This is a genomic window from Nocardia sp. CA-135398, from assembly GCF_050955845.1.
GTDB lineage: Bacteria > Actinomycetota > Actinomycetes > Mycobacteriales > Mycobacteriaceae > Nocardia.
The window spans coordinates 3,238,876-3,253,495 of sequence record NZ_CP192084.1 but is presented as its reverse complement, the minus strand read 5'-3'; the positions used below and the strand labels follow the sequence as shown (position 1 = coordinate 3,253,495).

Below are 14,620 nucleotides of genomic sequence, written 5' to 3'. Positions count from 1 at the left end.
CTCGAACCTTTCGCTGTCGTTCCCGCTCACATGCCCATGCCACCGTCGACCGGCAGACCGGCGCCGGTGATGAACCGCGCGGCGTCGGAGGCGAGGAACACCACCGCGTCGGCCATATCGGCGACCTCGCCCAACCGCCCCTGCGGTGTCTGTTCGACCACCGCGCCGACGGCGGCTTCCGCGCTCGGGAACAATCCGATCCGCGCGACATCGCTGGCCAATTGGGCACCCATCTCGGTCGGGACGAGGCCGGGGTATACGCAGTTCACCCGCACGCCGTAGCCGAGCTTCCCGGACTCCATCGCGGCGACCCTGGTCAGGCGATCCACCGCCGACTTGGTCGCCGAGTACACCGAAATTCCGGGAAAGGCGATGGTCGCGGCGACCGAGGCGATATTCACGATCGCGCCGCCCCGGCCCGCCGCACCGCCGGGCCGCATCGCACGCAACGCGTGTTTGATCCCCAGCGCGGTACCGAGCACATTCACCTCGAGCATCCGGCGCACCTCTTCCGGATCGAGATCGACCATGAGGCTGGTGATTTCGACACCGGCGTTGTTCACCACGATGTCCAGGCCGCCGAGCGCGGCGACGGTATCGGTGACCGCCTGGGCCCAGCGTGCGTCATCGGTGACATCGAGCGGCACGAATTCGGCCGTCGCGCCGCTGGCTCGCAAGGCTTCCACAGTGTCCTTGCCGAGATCCTCGCGCACGTCGCCGATCGCGACCGCCGCCCCGGCGCGGGCCAGCGCCTCGGCCATACCCGCGCCGAGTCCTCGCGCGCCACCGGTTACCAGGGCCGTGCGGCCGGCCAGCTCGTACCCACTCATCCGGCATCTCCTCCTCGAGATGGTCCATTCGGCTGTCATCGCATCCGCCCCTCGGGCGAATGCGACGTGGATCACAGTCTGCGCGCATTCTTGACGACCGTCAAGAGTTTTCTAGACAGTCGTCAAGCTTTTCTTGCACAACCGTCAATCCGGCTGGTCGCCCGCGCCCGATACCGCGATACACTGGGCGAATTCACAGGACGCGGTGACGGAGAGAAGCCACGATGACCGAAATCGTTGCGACAAGGCGGGATCGCATCGCGCGCCGCCAGGTCGACAAGTTCGGCGAACGGCGCGCGCAGCTGGCCGCCGCCGCGCTGCACACCCTCGCCGAGCTCGGCTACGCCCGGACAAGCCTGCGGGAGATCGCGCAGAAGTCCGAGTTCACCCACGGGGTGCTGCACTACTACTTCAACGACAAGGTCGAACTGATCACCCAGGCGGTGCGGCAGTACGAGCAGGTCTGCGTCACCCGCTACGACGACATCGTCGCCGCCGCGACAACGGCCGAACAGCTACGTCACGACTTCGGCGCCGCGATGGCCGCCACCCTGGACGCCGACGCGCCGCTGCACCGGCTCTGGTACGACCTGCGCAACCAGAGTCTGTTCGAGGAGTCCTTCCGCGCCGACGTGCTCGAAATCGACGGCCACCGCGAGCAGATGATCCGCAATGTCGTCGACCGGTTCGCCGACCTTTCGGATCGACCACTCCTGGTCCCCTCGGCCACGGCCTACGCCATCTTCGACGGGCTGTTCCAACAGGCACTGCTGCGCAAACTCGCCGGACACAGTGATGCCGCCGAAACTCTCGCCACCGAGGCCGCCGGTCTCCTCGACGTGGTGATCGGACAGGGCAAGCCCTAGCCGAAGTCCGGAATCATCCTGTCGCACAGCCGGTTAGAGACGATCAAGCCGCACCGGGAATGATCAGGTTCACGTGCTCGCGGGTGCGGTCGGCGGCGAAGTGGGCGTCTTCGGCGGCCATCCATTGCTCCCACAAAGGGAGAGTGTGGGCACCGTCGCGTTCGAGACCGCGTGCGAGACGCACCGCCCGCGGGGTCTCGATCCAGACCGCCAGCGACAGCCGAGCACGGACGGCGGCGCGGGCCGAGGAGACGCCCTCGAGAATGAGCACTCCCCCGGCAGCGACATCGTGCCATTCGGCCAAAGCCCGCTTGTCCCAGTCGAATCGCTGATATCGACCGGGACGGCTATCGGCGATCGGCACGAGGACCTGCCGTTCGAGACGAGGCCAGTCCGGGAGTCCGTTGTTTGCGGCCGCGAAGTCATCGGTATGCACCACGTGCGCGTCGCACTGCGCCGCCAAAGACGCTGCGAACGTTGACTTTCCGGCTCCGCCCGGTCCGTCGACGGCCACCAGCCTGGTCGAACCGAGTCGCGGCGCGCTGGTGACGACCCGATGCACGATGCCGTCGAGCGCCGTACTCCTACCTGACGACGCAGGTCGAGGATCACCCACGACTAGTCGGTCACAGTTCGTGGACGAGTTGCACCAGGGCGGTCAACACACCCGGATCGGTATCGGGCAGCACACCGTGCCCGAGGTTGAAGATATGACCCGCAGCCCCCATGGTGATCGCCTCATCGGCCTCATGCGCGATGCGCCGCGCCTCGGCTTCGATGGCGGCGGATCCGGCGAACAGCACGGCGGGATCCAGATTGCCCTGCAACGCCTTTCCGGGTCCGACCCGGCGCACCGCCTCGGTCAGCGGCACCCGCCAATCGACGCCGACGACATCGGCGCCCGCCTCCCCCATCGCACCGAGCAACTCACCGGTGCCGACCCCGAAGTGGATCCGCGGCACGCCGGCCTCGGCGACCTCCGCGAATACCCGCTCCGAATGCGGCAGCACGAATTCGCGATAGTCGGCAAGCGAGAGCGCACCGGCCCAGGAATCGAACAACTGCACCGCGTCCACACCCGCGGCCAACTGCGCCTGCAGGAAGGCGATGGTGATATCGGTGAGGACGCCGAGCAGCTCGTGCCAGGTCGTCGGGTCGGCGTGCATCATCGCCTTGGTGCGCTCATGGTTCTTGCTCGGCCCACCCTCGACCAGATACGACGCGAGCGTGAACGGCGCACCGGCGAATCCGATCAGCGGGGTATCGCCGAGCGCGTCGGTCAGCAGCCGCACCCCGTCGGTCACCGCGCCCACCTCTTCGGGCCGCAGCCGGGGCAATGCACGTACATCGGCGATGGTGCGCACCGGCGCGGCGATCACCGGCCCGACACCGGCCACGATATCGAGATCGATACCGGCGGCCTTCAGCGGAACGACGATGTCGGAGAACAAGATCGCCGCATCGACACCGTGGCGCCGGATCGGCTGCATGGTGATCTCACACACCAGTTCCGGATCGAAGCACGACTCCAACATGCCGACGCCCTTGCGCAGTTCGCGGTACTCGGGCAGCGACCGGCCGGCCTGCCGCATGAACCACACCGGACGACGGCTCGGTGCGGCGCCGGTAGCGGCGGCCAGGAAAGGGGCATCGGTCAACCGGCGACGGGTGTGAGTGCTCATCACCGCCTATCGTATGCGGCCCGCAAGGCCCGCTAGCGGCGCGCCTCCGACTGCGCCGGGCACCCAAGGTCTACCGTCGCTTGCGTGACACCGCTCGACTTCCGCGACGGAGCCGCACCGACCGAAGGACCCAACGGCGAGCCAGCTCAATTTCGCGCCGCGGTCGATGCGATGGGCACCGCAACCGTGCACCCTCGAATCGAGCTGGCACCGATCCGACCGCCACAACGTCTGGCCCCCTTTTCCTACGCACTAGGCGCGGAAGTCAAACACCCCGAAACAAATGTGGTGCCGGTCGATTCCGAGGGCGATGCCTTCGGCAGGCTGATCCTGTTGCACGATCCCGATGGCGCCGAAGCGTGGCACGGCATCTTCCGCCTGGTCGCCTACATCCAGGCCGACATCGATGCCGCACTGGCCACCGACCCGCTGCTGCCGGAGGTCGCCTGGAGCTGGCTGGTCGACGCACTGGAATCCCGCGGCGAACCGTTCACCGCACTCGGCGGCACCGTCACCTCCACCAGTTCGGTGCGCTACGGCGATATCGCCGGACCACCGCGCGCGCACCAATTGGAGTTGCGCGCCTCCTGGACCGCGATGACTACCGAGATGCGCCCGCACGTGGAAGGCTTCTGCGAAGTGCTGGCCTACGCGGCCGGTTTACCGCCCGCCGGAATCACCCATCTGCGACCGGAGTCGTATACCAGCAACGACCACACCTGATCGCCACGTAAAGTTCAGGTTTATGTCGGTAGCAGACGAGTCCGAGCAAAGCAACACCCCACCAGAAAGCACGGCGGAGCCGCTGCTCGTGCCCGCCGACGGTGTGCCGCCCGTGCTCGTCACCGCCGATGAGGTCGCCGATGCCGCCGCGCGGCTCGCCGCGGGCGACGGTCCGCTGGCCGTCGATGCCGAACGCGCCTCCGGTTTCCGGTATTCGGCGCGTGCGTATCTGATCCAGTTGCGGCGGGCGGGTTCGGGCACCTTCCTGATCGACCCGATTCCGGTCGCCGATGCGCTGGAACCGCTGGCCGCCGCGATCAACGATCTGGAGTGGGTCCTGCATTCGGCCGATCAGGATCTGCCCGGACTCGCCGAACTCGGTCTGCGCCCCGCGCGGCTGTTCGACACCGAATTGGGTGGCCGGTTGGCCGGATTCGAGCGCGTCGGACTGGCGGCCATGGTGGAGCGACTGCTCGGCCGGGCGCTGCGCAAGGGTCACGGTGCGGCCGACTGGTCGACCCGGCCGCTGCCCGATGACTGGCTGAACTACGCGGCACTCGATGTCGAATTGCTGCTCGAGCTGCGCGACGAAGTGGCCGCATCACTCGATGCCCAACACAAGACCGACTGGGCCGCACAGGAATTCGAGCACGTCCGGGTCACCGAACCGGGCACCCCGAAGGCCGATCGATGGCGGCGTACCTCCGGCATCCACACCCTGCGCCGCACCCGCCAACTGGCCATCGTGCGCGAACTGTGGACCACCAGGGACACCCTCGCCCGCACCCGCGATGTCGCACCGGCCCGCATTCTCCCGGATGCCGCGATCATCGCCGCCGCGAACGCCGAACCGCGCACCATCGCCCAACTGCGCACCCTGCCGGTCTTCGGCGGACCACGCCAACGCCGCTATTCCCGCGACTGGCTCGCCGCCGTCGACCGCGGCCGCACCCTGCCCGACACCGACCTACCGCCCCTGACCCAACCGTTCGAGGGACCGCCGCCGGTGAACCGCTGGGAGCGCCGTGATCCGGCCGCCGCCGCACGTCTGGTTCGAGCGCGCGCGGCCATGGGTGAACTGTCCATCGAGTACGCGATTCCAGTGGAGAACCTGCTCTCCCCCGACCTGGTGCGTCGCTTGTGCTGGGACGGACTCCCCGATTACGACCGCGTCGGCGAGCTCGACGATCTGTCCGCCGCTATCGATGGATTCCTCAAGTCGGGCGGGGCCCGGCCTTGGCAGCGCGAACTCGCGGTCCCCCGGCTCGCCGCCGCCCTGACCCCGAACCCTGTGTAGGCCACGAATCGGGTCGGTGGGCGCGCCGCCATCGCCGAGCGCGGCGGCGACCGAACTCGGCGTTCACGACGAGGTCGAGACAGCACTCTCCACGGCCTGCTTGAAGACCTGCAGGCCGTGCTCCATGGACGCGCCGAATGCGTCGGCGAGTTCGTGCGGCAGGGTGTCGTGGATCCAGACGAAGCGGCTGCCGTCGGCGTGCGGGAAGACCTGCATGGACGAGTTGTCGTGCTCCGGGGTGACGCTCCCGCCGACGATGGAGAACACGAGCCGACGTTCGGCTTCGTCGAGTGCGATGAACCGTTCGTGCAGCACCGTGCCGTTCGCGAAGGTGACGATGCGCAGGTCCGGGCCATCGAGGGTGCTGTCGGTGACGAAGCCGGGCGCCATTCGGACCGGGCCATGTGCGAAGTCGCCGATGATCGCCCACAGCTCCTCGGCGGGCGCCTCGACAATGATCTCCTTTTCGACCGATCCCATGACTGATCCTCCTGTACCGGAGCGGAGTCCCGCTCGTGGATAACTAGCGTTCCAAAAACGGTAGTTATGTAACCAGCCATCGTCAATGGGCAGTTATGATGGATTCCATGTCCGACACAGCCGATGCCGCACCTGCCGCGCTCGCTCGCCTGGTGGAATTCGTCAACACCCGCCGTGCGGACGGCGACGCCATCGGCACACCGGAGCAATTGACGAGTTGGCTCCGCACACACCAATTGCTGCCGGAGGGCACGGCGAATACGGCCGCACAACAGCGAGCCGTACGTGTCCGCGAGGGGCTGCGCGCCTTGCTCGCCACGAACAATGCCGAACCCGTCACCAGCCCGCGCCCGGACGGTCTCGATCCGACGGCCCGCGCCGAACTCGCCGCGCTCACCGCGACGCTGCCGCTGACGTTGGACGTGACCAGCACCCCGCCCTGCCTCGTACCGAACACCGACGACGTGGTCGACCGCGCCCTGACCACCCTGCTCGCCGACATCGCCACCGCCGTCGCGGCGGGCACGTGGTCACGCCTGAAGACCTGCCGAGAACCGAGCTGTCGCTGGGCCTTCTACGACCATTCCCGCAACCGCGGTCGCACCTGGTGCTCGATGGATGTCTGCGGCAATCGGGTGAAAGTCCGTGCGTCCCATCGGCGTAACGCAGCACGCTAGTCGCCGTCGCACAGCTGGGCTGTCACCCCGGCGATAGCGACCCGAAACGGACCGGCACCGAGTAACCGTCAACCGATCCCGCGATCACCGATCGGAAAGCACCGATGATGGTGCCGCCCAGCCCCAGTCGGTACCGAGCGGCGCAAACGCTCAGCGTGCGTCGAGCCAGCCCGAGATGCGGCGAGCGATATCGGCAGCGGTCAGACCGAGCTCCTCGTGCACTTCATTCCGCGACGCATGGTCCAGGAAGTGTTGCGGCACACCGAGATCGCGAGTAGTCACATCCAAGCCCGCGCCGCGCAACCGCGCGGAAACGGTGGACCCGATCCCGCCGTGCAGGCCGCCGTCTTCCAAAGTCACCACGAGACGGTAATTTTCGGCGAGTTTGACGACGGTGTCGGAAACCGGCAGCACCCAACGCGGATCGATGACGGTGACCGAAATACCTTCCGGTGCCAGCAGATCCGCGACCGCGATGGCGGTCGAGGCGAAGGGCCCGACCGCGACCAGCAGCACATCACCGCGCTGAGCTCGAGCAGAACCGCCCTCGCGCTCGGGCAGCCGCAGCACATCGACCCCGTCCAGCCGCTCGACGGCCGAAATATCCTCGGCCACACTGCCCTTCGGGAAGCGGATGGCGGTCGGCCCGTCGCTCACCGCGAGCGCCTCGGCCAACTCCTCCCGCAATGTCGCCGCATCACGCGGGGCCGCGACGCGCATGCCTGGAATGATGCCGAGCAATGACAGATCCCACATGCCATTGTGCGATGCGCCGTCCGGGCCGGTGATTCCGGCGCGATCGAGCACCACCGTCACCGGCTGCTTCAGCAGCGCGACATCCATCAGCAATTGGTCGAAGGCACGGTTGAGGAATGTCGAGTAGATCGCCACCACCGGATGCATGCCGCCGAGGGCGAGTCCGGCGGCCGAGGCCATCGCATGCTGTTCGGCGATGCCGACATCGAACATCCGCTCCGGGAACCGCTCCCCGAATGCCGCCAGGCCGGTCGGTCCGGGCATGGCCGCGGTGATCGCGACGATATCGTCGCGCTTCTCCGCCTGCGCGATCAACTCCTGGGAGAACACCGAGGTCCAACCGAGCGCCTTCGGGCCGCCGAGCGGACGTCCGGTCAGCGGGTCGATCGGATCGCAGGCGTGCATCTGGTCCGCGACATGGTTCTCGGCGTGTGAGTAGCCGCGCCCCTTCTGTGTCACCACATGCACGACCACCGGTCCGCCGAAATCCTTCGCGCGACGCAGCGCCGCCTCCAGCGCGACGGTGTCGTGACCGTCCACCGGTCCGACGTACTTCAGCCCGAGATCGCTGAACAGCTCCTGCGGGCTCACCGCATCCTTGATCCCGGCCTTCACCGCGTGCACCATCGAGTACGCGGATTCACCGACCCGCGGAATGCTCTTGAGGATCCGCTTACCCGCATCCAGCGCATGCTCGTAGGCGGGCTGGGTGCGCAGCGCGGTCAGCCGGTCGGCGAGGCCGCCGATGGTCGGCGCGTAGGAGCGGCCGTTGTCGTTGACCACCACGACCACGGGCCGGTCCGGTGCGGCGGCGATATTGTTCAGCGCCTCCCAGCACATGCCACCGGTGAGCGCCCCGTCGCCGACCACCGCGACCACATGCCGGTTCTGCCCGGTCAGCGCGAATGCCTTGGCCAGACCGTCGGCATAGGACAGCGAGGCCGAGGCGTGCGAGGACTCGACCCAATCGTGGGCGCTCTCGGATCGACTCGGGTAGCCGGACAACCCACCCTGCTTGCGCAGCGTGTCGAACTGATCCTTGCGACCGGTCAGGATCTTGTGCACATAGGCCTGATGCCCGGTGTCGAAGATCAACGGATCGGCCGGCGAGTCGAAGATCCGGTGTAGTGCGATGGTCAGCTCCACCACGCCGAGATTGGGGCCGAGGTGCCCGCCGGTGACGGCGACCTTCTGCACCAGGAACTCGCGAATCTCCTCCGCCAGTTCACCCAATTCGGCGACGGTAAGCCGTCGCAGGTCTTCGGGCGTATCGACCCGGGAAAGCACTCCCACCTGAACTCGCTCCCTCCGGATAGCGCATTTGATCCGATCAGTCTACGGAGCCGCACCAGTGGTTCCGCACGACAATGCCCCGCCACCAGCCGACTTCGCCTGGAAGTGTGAGCCTCCACACGAATCGCCAGCCCATCCGAAGACACGCTCGGGCGGACGAGTTCACCGGTCAACGTAACGTTACCCAGCTTAGAGTGGACCTGTGGCCCTGCCCGAGCAGACGGTTCCGCAAACGGTCGACCCGACGTGGTGGCGCGTCGATCTCCAAACCGGTCATGGCGTGTGTTGTTCCGTGACCTGCTGGATTGGACATTTCCGAAGCATCGACCGTTGCACCCGCAAACCGAGGACGTAGGAGAGCGTCGTGAGCAAGAAGAAGTCCGACCACACCGCCGGCACGGTCACCACCTTCGGGTCCGGTAGCGCCCGCGCCACCCCGGATCTGATGCGCGTCACCATCTCCATCGAAACCCGGGCCAGCAAGGTCGCGCTCGCCTACGGCCAGGCCGGTGAGCGTGTCGCCGCCGTCACCGAGTCGCTGCGCTCCGATGGCGTTCCCAGCACCGATGTCGCCACCAGTGGACTGTCGGTGCGCACCGAAACCGTCTGGCTCGAAGGCGGCGGCTCCAAGATCACCGGCTACGTCGCGACCACCGACCTCACCGTCGTGCTGCGCGATATCGGCGAAACGGCCGATCCGGGCCCCGCCACCATCATCGCCAACTGTGTCGACGCCGGTGGTGACGATGTCCGCCTCGGCGGGCTCAATCTCGGTTTCGCCGATCAGGAGAGCCTGCTCATCCGCGCTCGGGATGCCGCATGGGACAACGCGGTCGCCAAGGCCGAACAGTATGCGGGCCGCGCGCGCCGCACCCTCGGATCGGTTCTCGAGATCACCGAAAACGCGGTCTCCGCCGTGCCTGCCGCACCTCGGCTGATGGCCATGTCGGCCCCGATGAACGAGTCGTACGGCGGCGCGCCGGTTCCGGTCGAACTCGGCGAATCCGAAATCTCGGCGACCATCCGCGCGACCTGGCAGCTCGACTGATCACATCTGACCTAACGCTTGCTTGGGTATAGTGAGGGCCTCATCGAGTCTGATTAGGGGTCCGCATGTCGTTCGTGCTCATCGAGAAACCGCGACCACAGGTCGCGCTGGTCACGCTCAATCGGCCGGAACGGATGAACGCGATGGCCTTCGATGTGATGATCCCGCTGCGCGAGACACTCGAAGCGGTGAGTGCCGATAACGAGGTGCGGGTCGTGGTGCTCACCGGTGCGGGCGAGGGCTTCTGCTCCGGCGCGGATCTGCAGAACGCGGGCCGGATTCCCAATACCGATGGCCTGACCAAAACCAGCGTCGCGCGGCGCTCGATGGATCTGCTCAACGATGTGATGATCACGCTGCGGCGGATGAATCAACCGGTCATCGGCGCGATCAACGGCGCGGCGATCGGCGGCGGGTTCTGTCTCAGCGTCGCCACCGATATCCGAATCGCGGGCGAGGACGCCTACTTTCGCGCGGCGGGCATCAATAACGGCCTCACCTCAGCGGAATTGGGCATCAGCTATCTGCTGCCACGCGCCATCGGGGCATCCCGCGCCTTCGAAATCATGTTGTCCGGGCGGGATGTCGACGCGGTCGAGGCCGAACGCATCGGCCTCGTGTCCCGCGTCGTGCCCACCGCCAAACTTCTCGACACCTGCTACGACCTGGCCGAACGGATCATCAGTTTCAGCCGCGTCGGCACCGAGCTCACCAAACGCATGCTCTGGAGCGGTATGGAGGCGGGCGGTTTCGAATCCCATATGCAGCACGAGGGCATGTCCCAGCTCTACGTCCGTCTCACCACCGAGAATTTCGACGAGGCCATTCGGGCGCGGCGCGACCGTCGGCCACCGGTGTACGAAGACTGACCTTCACGAGCGCGGGTCGATGCCCTTGACCAGCAGCGTCACCGTATCCGCGCCCGCGTGGCGGTCCTTCGAGATCTCCTGGTACTCAGGGGAATCCGCCCACTCGAGAAACGATGGCTCATCCGGGAACGACATCAGCACGACCTTCTCCCGATCCGAATCGCCCTCGATCACCCGCGGGGATTCATCGGAAGCCAGCAGCGTGCCGGAGTAGCGGGTGAACACCTCGCGGAAGCGCGCACGGTAGCGATCGTAGGCGGTGCGATCGGTGAACTTCAGTTGTGCGACGACATACACGGTCATGGTGTGACTCTAAGCCGCGCTGCCACATCGGCAATCGAGGGAACCGGACAAGTGTGCGACCTTCGGGCGACGCAAGCATCAACGCTCGAGCAGGGCGAGGCATTCCACGTGGTGGGTGGCAGGGAAGGCGTCGAAAGCGCGTAGATCAGCGAGGTGGTAGCCCGCCGATTGGTAGAGGCCGAGATCGCGGGCGAAAGAGGCCGGATCGCAACCGATGTGGATGATGCGGGACGGGCCGCTGGTGGTCACGGCGGTGACGACCTCCTTGCCCGCGCCCGCGCGGGGCGGATCCAGGACGACCACATCCGGAGCGGCACCGCTGGCGTGTTCGGCCAGCCAGTGTTCGACACGCTGGGCGCGCAGGTCCAGCCAGGGCAGATCACGCAGCGCGGCATTGCCGTCGGCGACCGCGGAGCGCGTCGATTCCACCGCGAGCACCGAACCGGTCTGACCGACCTGTCCGGCCAACCGGGCCGCGAAGACCCCTACGCCGCTGTACAGATCCCACGCCCGCTCCCCGTGACGGAGCCCGGCCCATTCGGCGACCAGATCCGAATAACATTGCGCCGCACCACGATGCGCCTGCCAGAACCCGGTCGCCGCCAGCTCCCACCGCCGCCCGGCCACATATTCGACGGTCCGACCGCTACCGCCCATCACCCACTCGTCCCGAGCCGCATGCGTCGCCGCTCGGCGCGCCGCCGCTCGCCGCCGATCACCCTCGCTCCCAACGGATCCGGACCGCTCATGCCCGCGCGCGCCTGCATCACCGAACTCATCGCGACGAGATCGGTCCCGTCCGCCACGCCCCCACTCGCCATCGTGCCCGCGTTCCGCACCACGACTCGAACCGATATCCGGATCCCGACTGCCGTCGCCGTCATCGAGACGCCGCCACTGCGCGCCACCCCGACTCCCTCGACGGCCTTCGTCGCCGTGCCCGCGCGCGCCGGTCCGCGGCCACTCGGTGCCGCTGCGCTCGCCACCGGGTCCCCGCTCGGCGGCGCGACGTTTCCCTGCGCGCCGGTCCGTCCCCCGCTTGCCGCGCCGATCGCCACCGCGGGTCGAAGGCCGTTCGGGCTCAGCACGTGCCGCGACGGCCGACGGGGCCAACTCGACAATGTGCCGCATCCCATCACCGTCCACCGCGACCACCAGATCCGCACCGGGCGTCCACAATCGGTCGCCTATGCCGTCCATCGCACCCGAAACCGGTTGGGGACAGCGCAGATCGGTGATCACCTCAGTGCTGCGATACCCGTGCACGCCGGCTCGGCCCGCAGCGTCTACGGCCAGCCGGACGCGGGTGCGCCAGCCGCCGGTGGCCTCGGCCGGATATCCGGCGATCGGCTGCACGGTGATCTCGCGTTCGATTCCGGCGATGCGACGCAACTGCTCCGCGACCACCGCCGCCTTCAGCGCCCGCTGCGCTGCGGGAGTGGCGAAGGAGAAGTCGCAGCAACCCGCACCGCCCGGACCCGAAACCGGACACGTGGCGGGGACACGGTCAGGAGATGCCTCCAGAATCTCGATCGCGTCGGCCCGGCAGAACGAACCCCCGCGATCCTCGGTGACCCGCACCCGAACCAGTTCATCGGGCAGCCCGTGTCGCACGAAGACCACCCGGCCCTCGTGCCGCGCGACACAGAATCCGCCGTGCCCGGGCGGTCCGAGCCGCACCTCGAAGGTGTCCGAGCGCCAGTCGGTCATCCCTGGTCCTCGTACCCGCGCCGCACCGCACCCGGCGCATTCACCACGCCCGCCTGCCTGGCCTTCGCGGACGAGGTCAACTGCCACGGCACACTCGTCACCATGACACCGGGCTCGAAGAGCAATCTGCCCTTGAGCCGCAACGCGCTCTGGTTGTGCAGAATCTGCTCCCACCAGTGTCCGACAACGTATTCCGGAATGAATACGGTCACCACATCGCGCGGCGAATCCCGACGCACCCGTTTGACATAATCCAGGACCGGCTTGGTGATTTCGCGATACGGCGATTCGATCACCTTGAGCGGCACCGTGATATCGCTGCCCTCCCACTCGCGCACCAGTGCCCTGGTGTCGGCCTCGTCGACGTTCACCGTCACCGCCTCCAAGGTGTCGGGGCGGGTGGCGCGCGCGTAGGCCAATGCCCGACGCGTCGGCAGATGCAGTTTGGATACCAATACGATCGAATGCGACCGACTCGGCAGCACGCCGTCCCACTCGTGCTCATCGAGCTCGCGGGAAACCGAATCATAGTGCCGCCGAATGAGTTTCATCACAACGAAGATCGCCACCATGGTGCAGATCGCGATCCAGGCACCGGCGAAGAACTTGGTGATCAGCACGATGACCAGCACCGTCCCGGTGGCGCTGAGCCCGATCGCGTTGATCACCCGCGAACGCATCATCCGTGCCCGCTGCGACGGATCGGTTTCGGTGCGCAACAAGCGGGTCCAGTGCCGCAGCATGCCGGTCTGGCTGAGCACGAACGAGACGAACACGCCGACGATGTAGAGCTGGATGAGCTTGGTCACCTCGGCGCCGAACACCACGACGAAGGCGACGGCCGCACCCGAGAGGAACAGAATGCCGTTGCTGAACGCCAAACGATCACCGCGGGTGTGCAACTGCCGCGGCAGGTAACGGTCCTGCGCCAGAATCGAACCCAGCACCGGGAAGCCGTTGAACGCGGTATTCGCGGCGAGCACCAGGATCAGCGCGGTCACCGTCGTGATGAAGTAGAAGCCGATCGGGAATCCGTGGAATACCGTCTCGGCGAGCTGTGCGATCAGCGTCTTCTGGTGATAGTCCGCCGGTGCGCCGATCAATTCGGATTCGTTGTGCGCGTAAACGATCCCGATCTTCTGGGCCAGGACGATGATGCCCATCAGCAGTGCGATCGCGATGCTGCCGAGCATCAGCAGCGTGGTCGCGGCATTGCGTGACTTGGGTTTTCGGAATGCCGGCACGCCATTGCTGATCGCCTCGACACCGGTCAGCGCGGCACAGCCGGAGGAGAACGCGCGCGCGATCAGGAAGGTGAACGCGAGTCCGTATAGGTGCTCCTCCTCGGCATCGAGCTGGAAGCCCGCCGATTCGGCACGTAGCTCATCGCCGAGTATGAAGATGCGGAACAGTCCCCAACCGAGCATCGCGAACATGCCCAAGATGAAGGCGTAGGTCGGAATCGCGAAGGCGACACCCGATTCCCGGATACCGCGCAGATTGATCGATGTCAGCACGACGATCGCGACCACCGCGAACAACACCTTGTGCGTGGCGACGAACGGAATCGCGGAACCGATATTCGACGCCGCCGAGGATATCGATACCGCGACCGTGAGCACGTAGTCGACCAGCAGCGCACTGCCGACGGTGAGCCCGGCATTGGGTCCGAGATTCGTGGTGGCGACCTCGTAGTCACCGCCGCCGGAGGGGTAGGCGTGCACATTCTGCCGATAGCTGGCCACGACCACCGCCATCACGAATGCGACGGCCAGACCCACCCAGGGCGCGTAGATGTAGGCCGAGATACCCGCCACCGAAAGGACGAGGAAGATCTCCTCCGGTGCGTAGGCCACCGAGGACATCGCATCGGAGGCGAACACCGGAAGTGCGATTCGCTTCGGCAGCAGGGTATGGCCCAGCGCATCGCTACGGAAAGGCCTGCCCAGCAGCACACGTTTGGCTGCCGTCGTCAACTTGGACACTGGAGCGAGCATAGATCCCCGCAGGGTGGAGCGCTCCCTCGGCCGGTTCGCGTCGTATGTTTGGTTTACAGCCGAAGGGGGAAGTTGGGCCATGGAAACAT

The 14,620-nt window shown here is 66.8% G+C and carries 14 protein-coding genes; 6 read left to right on the top strand and 8 right to left on the bottom strand.

Features of this window, described 5'->3' with window-relative positions:
* Nucleotides 1-26 precede the first annotated feature (26 nt).
* Nucleotides 27-830, bottom strand: a complete 804-nt coding sequence (locus ACQP1T_RS14355; RefSeq protein WP_433760641.1) for an SDR family NAD(P)-dependent oxidoreductase — start codon at nt 828-830, stop codon at nt 27-29.
* A gap of 224 nt (nt 831-1,054) precedes the next feature.
* Here ACQP1T_RS14355 and ACQP1T_RS14350 point away from each other — a divergent pair, with 224 nt between their 5' ends.
* A complete protein-coding gene (locus ACQP1T_RS14350) occupies nt 1,055-1,696 on the top strand; it encodes a TetR/AcrR family transcriptional regulator (protein ID WP_433760640.1) in 642 nt (213 codons plus the stop codon).
* Nucleotides 1,697-1,739: 43 nt separating this feature from the next.
* Here the strand turns inward: ACQP1T_RS14350 and ACQP1T_RS14345 are convergent, their stop codons facing one another.
* Complete coding sequence (locus ACQP1T_RS14345) at nt 1,740-2,312, bottom strand: uridine kinase family protein (protein ID WP_433760638.1); 573 nt, start codon at nt 2,310-2,312, stop codon at nt 1,740-1,742.
* A gap of 10 nt (nt 2,313-2,322) precedes the next feature.
* The gene (gene hemE, locus ACQP1T_RS14340; protein ID WP_433760637.1) at nt 2,323-3,378 is read right to left on the bottom strand and encodes a uroporphyrinogen decarboxylase; all 1,056 of its coding nucleotides are present in this window, start codon (nt 3,376-3,378) and stop codon (nt 2,323-2,325) included.
* A 171-nt stretch (nt 3,379-3,549) separates the two neighbouring features.
* On the opposite strand from hemE, the gene ACQP1T_RS14335 reads away from it, so the two are divergent.
* Nucleotides 3,550-4,101: a DUF3000 domain-containing protein gene (locus ACQP1T_RS14335; protein WP_062989119.1), complete on the top strand. Its 552-nt coding sequence runs from the start codon at nt 3,550-3,552 to the stop codon at nt 4,099-4,101.
* Nucleotides 4,102-4,123: 22 nt separating this feature from the next.
* Nucleotides 4,124-5,398 (top strand): HRDC domain-containing protein, encoded by a 1,275-nt coding sequence (locus ACQP1T_RS14330; RefSeq protein ID WP_433760635.1) that lies wholly within the window; start codon nt 4,124-4,126, stop codon nt 5,396-5,398.
* Between the two features lie 63 nt (nt 5,399-5,461).
* Here ACQP1T_RS14330 and ACQP1T_RS14325 read toward each other — a convergent pair whose 3' ends face one another.
* Nucleotides 5,462-5,878, bottom strand: coding sequence for an SRPBCC family protein (locus ACQP1T_RS14325; protein WP_433760634.1), 417 nt, complete (start codon nt 5,876-5,878; stop codon nt 5,462-5,464).
* A gap of 107 nt (nt 5,879-5,985) precedes the next feature.
* On the opposite strand from ACQP1T_RS14325, the gene ACQP1T_RS14320 reads away from it, so the two are divergent.
* Nucleotides 5,986-6,555 (top strand): CGNR zinc finger domain-containing protein, encoded by a 570-nt coding sequence (locus tag ACQP1T_RS14320; protein ID WP_433760632.1) that lies wholly within the window; start codon nt 5,986-5,988, stop codon nt 6,553-6,555.
* A 150-nt stretch (nt 6,556-6,705) separates the two neighbouring features.
* Here ACQP1T_RS14320 and dxs read toward each other — a convergent pair whose 3' ends face one another.
* Nucleotides 6,706-8,604 (bottom strand): 1-deoxy-D-xylulose-5-phosphate synthase, encoded by a 1,899-nt coding sequence (gene dxs / locus ACQP1T_RS14315; protein ID WP_433760630.1) that lies wholly within the window; start codon nt 8,602-8,604, stop codon nt 6,706-6,708.
* Nucleotides 8,605-8,968: 364 nt separating this feature from the next.
* On the opposite strand from dxs, the gene ACQP1T_RS14310 reads away from it, so the two are divergent.
* Together ACQP1T_RS14310 and ACQP1T_RS14305 are read left to right on the top strand one after the other, a co-directional pair.
* Nucleotides 8,969-9,652 carry an SIMPL domain-containing protein gene (locus ACQP1T_RS14310; protein WP_433760629.1) on the top strand — a complete coding sequence of 228 codons (684 nt, stop codon included), beginning with the start codon at nt 8,969-8,971 and terminating at the stop codon, nt 9,650-9,652.
* A gap of 65 nt (nt 9,653-9,717) precedes the next feature.
* Nucleotides 9,718-10,521 (top strand): enoyl-CoA hydratase, encoded by an 804-nt coding sequence (locus tag ACQP1T_RS14305; RefSeq protein WP_433760627.1) that lies wholly within the window; start codon nt 9,718-9,720, stop codon nt 10,519-10,521.
* A 3-nt stretch (nt 10,522-10,524) separates the two neighbouring features.
* Here the strand turns inward: ACQP1T_RS14305 and ACQP1T_RS14300 are convergent, their stop codons facing one another.
* The 3 genes from ACQP1T_RS14300 to ACQP1T_RS14290 form a co-directional block, all read right to left on the bottom strand.
* On the bottom strand, nt 10,525-10,824 hold the full coding sequence (locus ACQP1T_RS14300) for a DUF1330 domain-containing protein (protein WP_433760625.1): 300 nt from the start codon (nt 10,822-10,824) through the stop codon (nt 10,525-10,527).
* A gap of 78 nt (nt 10,825-10,902) precedes the next feature.
* Nucleotides 10,903-12,534, bottom strand: coding sequence for a class I SAM-dependent RNA methyltransferase (locus tag ACQP1T_RS14295; protein ID WP_433760624.1), 1,632 nt, complete (start codon nt 12,532-12,534; stop codon nt 10,903-10,905).
* A complete protein-coding gene (locus ACQP1T_RS14290; protein ID WP_433760622.1) occupies nt 12,531-14,519 on the bottom strand; it encodes an APC family permease in 1,989 nt (662 codons plus the stop codon). Before ACQP1T_RS14290 ends, ACQP1T_RS14295 begins: the two co-directional genes overlap by 4 nt.
* Between the last annotated feature and the right edge of the window lie 101 nt (nt 14,520-14,620).

What these genes read in the sequence shown, in the direction of transcription:
- ACQP1T_RS14330 (WP_433760635.1), top strand. Translation starts at nt 4,124, where the DNA reads ATGTCGGTAGCAGACGAGTCCGAGCAAAGCAACACCCCACCAGAAAGC.
- ACQP1T_RS14295 (WP_433760624.1), bottom strand. Translation starts at nt 12,534, where the DNA reads ATGACCGACTGGCGCTCGGACACCTTCGAGGTGCGGCTCGGACCGCCC.
- ACQP1T_RS14300 (WP_433760625.1), bottom strand. Translation starts at nt 10,824, where the DNA reads ATGACCGTGTATGTCGTCGCACAACTGAAGTTCACCGATCGCACCGCC.
- ACQP1T_RS14320 (WP_433760632.1), top strand. Translation starts at nt 5,986, where the DNA reads ATGTCCGACACAGCCGATGCCGCACCTGCCGCGCTCGCTCGCCTGGTG.
- ACQP1T_RS14325 (WP_433760634.1), bottom strand. Translation starts at nt 5,878, where the DNA reads ATGGGATCGGTCGAAAAGGAGATCATTGTCGAGGCGCCCGCCGAGGAG.
- ACQP1T_RS14335 (WP_062989119.1), top strand. Translation starts at nt 3,550, where the DNA reads ATGGGCACCGCAACCGTGCACCCTCGAATCGAGCTGGCACCGATCCGA.
- ACQP1T_RS14355 (WP_433760641.1), bottom strand. Translation starts at nt 830, where the DNA reads ATGAGTGGGTACGAGCTGGCCGGCCGCACGGCCCTGGTAACCGGTGGC.
- ACQP1T_RS14305 (WP_433760627.1), top strand. Translation starts at nt 9,718, where the DNA reads ATGTCGTTCGTGCTCATCGAGAAACCGCGACCACAGGTCGCGCTGGTC.
- ACQP1T_RS14350 (WP_433760640.1), top strand. Translation starts at nt 1,055, where the DNA reads ATGACCGAAATCGTTGCGACAAGGCGGGATCGCATCGCGCGCCGCCAG.
- hemE (WP_433760637.1), bottom strand. Translation starts at nt 3,378, where the DNA reads ATGAGCACTCACACCCGTCGCCGGTTGACCGATGCCCCTTTCCTGGCC.